This window comes from Paenisporosarcina sp. P4_E4_2 (genome assembly GCF_056401595.1).
Genome location: NZ_JBFUJC010000173.1, coordinates 1 through 6,404, shown reverse-complemented (window position 1 = coordinate 6,404; position 6,404 = coordinate 1). Strand labels below are relative to the sequence as shown.

8 protein-coding genes and 1 pseudogene are annotated in these 6,404 nt (G+C 40.2%); 7 read left to right on the top strand and 2 right to left on the bottom strand.

Translation table 11 applies throughout. From position 1 onward, the window contains the following. The 7 genes from AC1DSB_RS12330 to AC1DSB_RS12300 form a co-directional block, all read left to right on the top strand. Positions 1 to 444, top strand: a 444-nt coding sequence (locus AC1DSB_RS12330; protein ID WP_477586808.1) for a M23 family metallopeptidase, incomplete at its 5' end; no start/stop codon positions are given. A gap of 137 nt (positions 445 to 581) precedes the next feature. Continuing rightward, positions 582 to 1,235, top strand: a complete 654-nt coding sequence (locus AC1DSB_RS12325) for a hypothetical protein (RefSeq protein WP_477531528.1) — start codon at positions 582 to 584, stop codon at positions 1,233 to 1,235. Next, positions 1,232 to 1,807, top strand: a complete 576-nt coding sequence (locus tag AC1DSB_RS12320) for a redoxin domain-containing protein (protein WP_016428051.1) — start codon at positions 1,232 to 1,234, stop codon at positions 1,805 to 1,807. Before AC1DSB_RS12325 ends, AC1DSB_RS12320 begins: the two co-directional genes overlap by 4 nt. A 449-nt stretch (positions 1,808 to 2,256) precedes the next feature. Then, entirely contained in the window at positions 2,257 to 3,690 is a 1,434-nt protein-coding gene (locus AC1DSB_RS12315; protein WP_477531529.1) for a S41 family peptidase, read from the top strand. 81 nt (positions 3,691 to 3,771) lie between these two features. Then, complete coding sequence (locus AC1DSB_RS12310; protein ID WP_477531530.1) at positions 3,772 to 4,941, top strand: PDZ domain-containing protein; 1,170 nt, start codon at positions 3,772 to 3,774, stop codon at positions 4,939 to 4,941. A 10-nt stretch (positions 4,942 to 4,951) separates the two neighbouring features. Further along, positions 4,952 to 5,197, top strand: coding sequence for a CsbA family protein (locus AC1DSB_RS12305; protein ID WP_016428048.1), 246 nt, complete (start codon positions 4,952 to 4,954; stop codon positions 5,195 to 5,197). Positions 5,198 to 5,448: 251 nt separating this feature from the next. Further along, the gene (locus AC1DSB_RS12300; protein ID WP_477586807.1) at positions 5,449 to 5,685 is read left to right on the top strand and encodes a glutaredoxin family protein; all 237 of its coding nucleotides are present in this window, start codon (positions 5,449 to 5,451) and stop codon (positions 5,683 to 5,685) included. A 135-nt stretch (positions 5,686 to 5,820) separates the two neighbouring features. Here the strand turns inward: AC1DSB_RS12300 and AC1DSB_RS12295 are convergent, their stop codons facing one another. Together AC1DSB_RS12295 and AC1DSB_RS12290 are read right to left on the bottom strand one after the other, a co-directional pair. Further along, complete coding sequence (locus AC1DSB_RS12295; protein WP_016428046.1) at positions 5,821 to 6,129, bottom strand: AzlD domain-containing protein; 309 nt, start codon at positions 6,127 to 6,129, stop codon at positions 5,821 to 5,823. Next, a pseudogene (locus AC1DSB_RS12290) lies at positions 6,129 to 6,404 on the bottom strand (AzlC family ABC transporter permease); the annotation flags it as partial. The pseudogene AC1DSB_RS12290 and the gene AC1DSB_RS12295, both read right to left, overlap by 1 nt.

The window sequence follows — 6,404 nt, the reverse complement described above, 5'->3', positions numbered from 1 at the left end:
AATTCAAATGGAACACCTCCACCAGTAGTATCTTCTGGTGATTGGACACGCCCTGCTGCAGGACGTTTCTCTTCCACTTTCGGTGGTCGTAATATCGGATCAGGCGCGGAATTCCATTACGGCAGTGACATTGCAAACAGCATCGGTACACCGATTGTCTCAGCAGCGGATGGCATTGTTTCCCATGCAGGGCCAATGGGAACATACGGAAATGTAATTATGGTTACACATTCTATTAATGGTCAAATTTTCACGACTGTCTACGCGCATTTAAGTGGATACAATGTAAGTTCAGGTCAATCAGTCTCTAAAGGACAAATGATAGGTAGAATGGGAAATACTGGTCGTTCGACTGGACCTCATTTACATTTTGAAGTTCATGAAGGACCTTGGAATAGTGAACGTTCAAATGCGGTCAATCCGATTCGTTATGTATCATTCTAAAGTAAGTCAATTGAGCTCACTCTCAGGTAAACTGAGTGTGAGCTTTTTTATTGACGTTCACAAGCATATTTCTCCACATATTAAGTAGTTTGATATACGATATAGGGTATATTTGGAATGTCTTGAGGAGTTGAAAAGTGTTGCCGGTAACGGATTGGTTTATTATCAAGTCTCTAACAATTCCTTCATCGTGGATAGCAATACTTTTGGCGTTATTTATTACGGGAATCGTATTAAGGATGAAATTTGGGAAAGATACAGTAGATTGGTTTTCGGATGCAGCAATACTCTTTTTAATTGTATGGAAATTTAGTGTAGTGTTTACTGATTTTGATATGATTGTTAAATACCCACTTGGGATTCTTTATTTCAATGGGGGTGAAACCGGCTTCTACATTGCATTGGTTATAGCACTTAGTCGTTTAGTATGGCAAATAAGAAGCAGAGGTTTGCCTGAACGCGAGTTTGGCGCGATGCTTATTGGGTTCGTTTTGTTGCAATCTTTGTATCAATTCCTTATGGTTGTTATGAATGAAGCGGAAATTTGGCAGAAACTGATGACAATTTTTATTTTTACTGGAATGACTACCTTAACCTGGAAGAAAGCATTTGCATCAAATGTTTGGAGATTACAATTGCTTACTCTCTTTTTATTTACACATATCCTTGCGGCCGTTTTACAGCCTGAAGGTGTGTTCCAAAGTCCGCTGATGGTCACGGTACTATTCGTGATTTGCGGTTTTACCGTTTCTATATTTTTGAATAAACAACAAATGGAGGAGAACAAATGACCAAAAAAGTATTTGGACTCGTGATACTTGCTGTTCTTATAACGATTGTCATCGCGACGATGGTGAAAAATAACATCGATGAGGCAAAGTCCTTTGAAAATGAACAATTAGGTATCGAAATGACAGGTGTTGCTGCATCCGAAGGATTGAATAAAGGCGATACAGCACCAGATTTTGAATTAACAACACTTGATGGGAAAAAAGTGAAGCTCTCTGACTATCAAGGGAAAAAAGTAATCGTTAATTTCTGGGCGACGTGGTGTCCTCCTTGTAAGGCAGAAATGCCTCATATGCAAAATTACTATGAAGATTTCGCAGAAGAAGAAAATGTGGAAATATTAGCTGTCAATCTAACAAGCGGAGACAGTGAAGAGAAAGTGAACGATTTTGTACGGGACTACGGGCTGACTTTTCCGATTCCTATGGATACTGAAGGTGCCGTTGGTCAAACCTTTGAAGCCATCACTATACCTACTTCATATATGATTGATACTAAAGGCCGCATTCAGAACAAGATTGTAGGACCGATGGATGACCAAATGATTAAAGATTTTGTGTCTAATTTAGAATAAAAATGCTCTGTTAATAGGTATGGATGTTTATCGTACATTTGCGCTTGCCGCACGTTCCGCCATGAGACCCACAAGTATGAAAAACATACTTGTGGGTCTCATTTTTCAAAAGTACTGCTCCTGCGGTTACTCGTCGCAAAGAATAAGGCTGCTCCTGCGGTTACTCGTCGCAAAGAATAAGGCTGCTCCTGCGGTTACTCGTCGCAAAGAATAAGGCTGCTCCTGCGGTTACTCGTCGCAAAATACAATTTTGTGTCAACGCCTTCGTGACCAACATCCTGTTGGCCCGAGGAGGCTTGCCAGTTCTTCCGTGGAAAGGCACAGATTCCTTCTTTCTTAAAATCAACATTGAAAAATAACATAGCCAATAAAAATAAATCTGGCTTATTCTTGTCCTATCGTCACCTATTCGTTCATACACTGAAACGAAGAAAGTAGGGGGCGATTTTTTGAGACGAAGCAGGGTTTTTTTGTTTGGTTTTTTAGTGATTTTGATTCTTCTATTCCTCATTTTTTGGGCGCCTTTTAAAAAGGACAAGGTGGCAAGTGTACCAATCAGCCAACTGTCACCGATAGATCAGGCTTATGAACGTATCTTGGCAAGTTCTGTTCATCCCGTCGAGGGGAAACAATTGATTGAAGGTGCTTTACGGGGAATGGCAGATACACTTGGAGATCCTTATAGCAAATACATGACCAAAGAGGAAGCAAAGGCTCACCGTGAATCCTTATCGGACGAACGCGTGGGAATAGGGCTGGAGATTGTAGAAAATAAAGGTCGATTTATAGTTGTGACACCGATGAAAGAATCACCTGCTGAAAAAGCAGGAGTTAAACCGTATGACGAAATTGTAAGAGTAGATGGGAAGCGAGTAGAGGGAAAAAGCTTATCTGATTTGCTGTCGGCCATAAAAGGAAAAAAAGGAACCAATGTCTCATTAACGGTCTTCAGAGAAACGGAAGATCGACACGTAGAATTAAAGATGACTAGAACCGCACTTCAGATACAAACGGTGACTAGTGAGATAATTGAACAAGATAGTTCTTCGATTGGCTATGTAAGCATCTCTATGTTTGGTGAAAAAACAGCAGAAGAATGGGAAACGCAAACCCGCACACTCGTAACACAGGGGATTGATGGATTATTGATAGACGTGCGTGGTAATCCCGGAGGATATTTACATAGTGTAGAACAAGTAATTGGCACCATGTTGAAAAGCGGGCAAATCTTTGCTTACATGCAAGATTCAAAAGGAGCACTCGAGCCATTGGCCGTAAAATCAACAAATGAAGATGACTATACAAAAGTTATGAAAAAGATTCCGATTGTATTATTGCAGAACGAGGGTAGCGCCTCTGCAAGTGAAGTGTTGAGTGGTGCTTTAAAATCCAACCAACGGGCACTAATCGCCGGTTCCAAGAGTTTTGGAAAAGGCACCGTGCAAGAAACATGGGAGTTAACAAATGGGGGAGAAATGAAGTTATCTTCGCACAAATGGTTAACACCTAAACAGCAGTGGATTCATGGAACTGGGATTAAGGCGGATTTTGAAGTGAAAGCAAGCGAACTTTACCAGCTCGAACCCCTTCCGATTAGTGGAACTTATCAAGTAGGAGATTTTAATGTAGATGTACAGTATGGGCAAAAGGTATTGAAGGCATTAGGATTCCCTGTAACAAGAGTCGATGGCTATTTCGATGAAGATACAGCAAGAGCCGTGAAATCTTTCAAGGAACAAAAGAAACTTAAGGCAGAAGCGAAAATGGATATCGTTTTTTATAAAGAAGTCAGAGAGACCATCATGACCTATAAATCAAGCAAGAAACATGATAATCAGCTTCAGATGTCTCTAGGCTATTTATTCCACTCTATTCAAAAGTAGAAAAAACCTATACGCATTCCATCAACGGTTTGTTACAATGGAAAGAAATGCACGAACCGTTGATTGGGTGGTGATTCGTAAATGTGGCAAGAAATTGGACTAGAATTGATTAAGGGGATTGGAAAATTATTTATTAATCCATTATTTTATGTAGCAATCTGTTTTGCGGTGCTTCTAGGATACGTACGCGTAAAGAGGGAACGACGTTCATTTCGTACACGGATTCTTTGGGGTTGGACAGAGGTTAAGAGAATGTTCACGGATATATGGATGTATGCACTGATTTTATCCTTACTCAGTACAGGTATTGGTCTGACGCTTACGACAGATTGGGTGGTAACGTTCAGTTTGATCAGTGCGATTATTGTCGTACTTTTTATGTATCAGATTGGATCACCCGTCATTTCTGCAGCGCTTGCAACTTCCGCATTGTGGATTGGCTATAAAATGAATACTAGTTTTTCAATTTTGAATTTCGAATGGGTCGGGGATCGCAATTGGATTGAACTGTCTTTGCCTGTCAGTCTGTTAATGGGGGCAGCGGTAATTGCAGAGGGGTTGCTAATCCGAAAAACAGGTGCTGAATCGGCATCTCCTATATTGGAAAAATCGGCACGTGGTTTGACATCTGCCAGTTATTTATCAAAACGATTGTGGATGTTGCCTGTATTGGGCATTGTACCTGGAAGTGTAGTACCGGATTTCATGACTTATTGGCCACAATTTACATTTGGAAATGAAACGTTTGCTTTTGTGTTATTTCCAATTGTAATCGGGTTCCAGCAAAAAGCACGCAGGACACTCCCTGTGAATTTATATCCGAAGTTAGGTAAAGCCGTCATCACTGTTGGGATGGCCACAATAGGTTTATCACTCATCGCTTATTGGCTACCAGTTGTCGCAGCTATTAGTTTAGCTCTAGGTGCTTTTGCAAGAATAGGGGTATGGATGTATTTTGCGATAAAGGAAAGACAAGGCAATTACGCCGTTTCTCCACAAGATTCAGGCGTGATGATTGCAGGCGTATTACCGGAATCTCCAGCGGATAAGATGGGACTTGTCATTGGTGAATGTATCCGCAGGGTTAACGGGCAGACGGTCACGAATGAACGGGAATTATATGAAGCGATTCAAATAAATGCTGCACATTGCCGACTTGAAGTATTGGATCATCAAGGTGAAGTCAGATTAAGACAACATGTTATTTATCGTCACGATCATCATCGACTCGGTTTATTGGTTGTAAGATAGGAGAGCAATAATGGAATCAATGTTTACAAAAATACTATTTGCATTATTTTTACCAGGACTGCTCGTCGTACTGTTTACAAGAATCACATTTTCACATATCGTTGCTTTAATTTTAACCGTAGCTCTTATAACCGCCTCCGTCTATGTCGGGTATACGCATACATGGCTGTTATTTATTGTTGATGCATTATCATTGACAATCGGATTTTGGTACGCGACACGTATGATGGAACGAGGAAAAAGACAGGATGATTAACAAAACGTCTTTACACTTATGTGTAGAGACGTTTTTTTTGTGGGAAACATTGTGAATACTAATTATTTGAACTTGTAGACCCCTAGTAGTATATTGTAAATAAAATGTGGATTTTCATAAAAACTGGAGGGAAATTAAATGTATTTTCAATCTCATTTTTTATGATAAATTAGCAAGACAAGCGAAAATATTAAACATTTAACTGGCAATTATGTTGCTTATAAAAAAGCATAATATCGGAGGTATACAAAATGAAACCACAAATTACTGTTTATTCAACCAACACAYGTCCATATTGCGACATGATGAAAAGTTTCCTGAAACAAAATGAAATGGAGTTCACGGAAGTGAATGTTCAAGCAAATCCTATAGCAGCACAAAAATTAGTGGAAACAACTGGGCAAATGGGAGTTCCACAAACAAATATTAACGGTCAATGGGTTTTGGGATTCGATCCGGATCGAGTTCTGGAACTTGTAAAAGCTTAAAAAGGGGATTTGTTAAGGGACTGCCTAGTTTATCTTACATTTGCTCTAGCCGAACATATAATGAATTGAAGTATAATAAAAAGCGAATAGCTATGATGCTATTCGTTTTTTGTCATATAATCCAAGTATATTACATCAACCTATCAAACCATATATCGCCAGAACAGCAATGGACCCCATGACAACGATAATTACATTCGCTCCAGCAAATGCTAGTGTAAAAGCGGCAAGTGCACCAATAAGCCCGAATAACATATTTCCTTCCTGTACAAACAGCATAGCGGGAAAGATCAGTGCGCCCAAAACAGCGTAAGGAATATTACGCAGTATTCCGCTGACAATGGGAGGCAATTCTCGGCCTTCCAGAAATGTTAGTGGAAATGCGCGTGGTATATAGGTGACCACAGCCATTCCAAGTAACATCCACCAGTACGATTTTTCCATTAACTTGCACTTCCTTTCTTCGCATACAGCATTTCAACCAAAATGGCTGAACCGAGCGTCGCTACTAAAATGGACCATCCTGTTGAAAAGAGGCCGCTCCAATACAAAGCACTGTGAATCACAGCACCGAAGAAAGCCAGCAGGATCACTTTACGGTTACCTTTCATGGATGGAACGAGCAGTCCGACAAACATTGCGTATAAAGCAATCGACATTGCTGCTTGAAGGAACTCGGGTAAATTGGCACCAATGACATGACCTATAGCAGTGAAGAC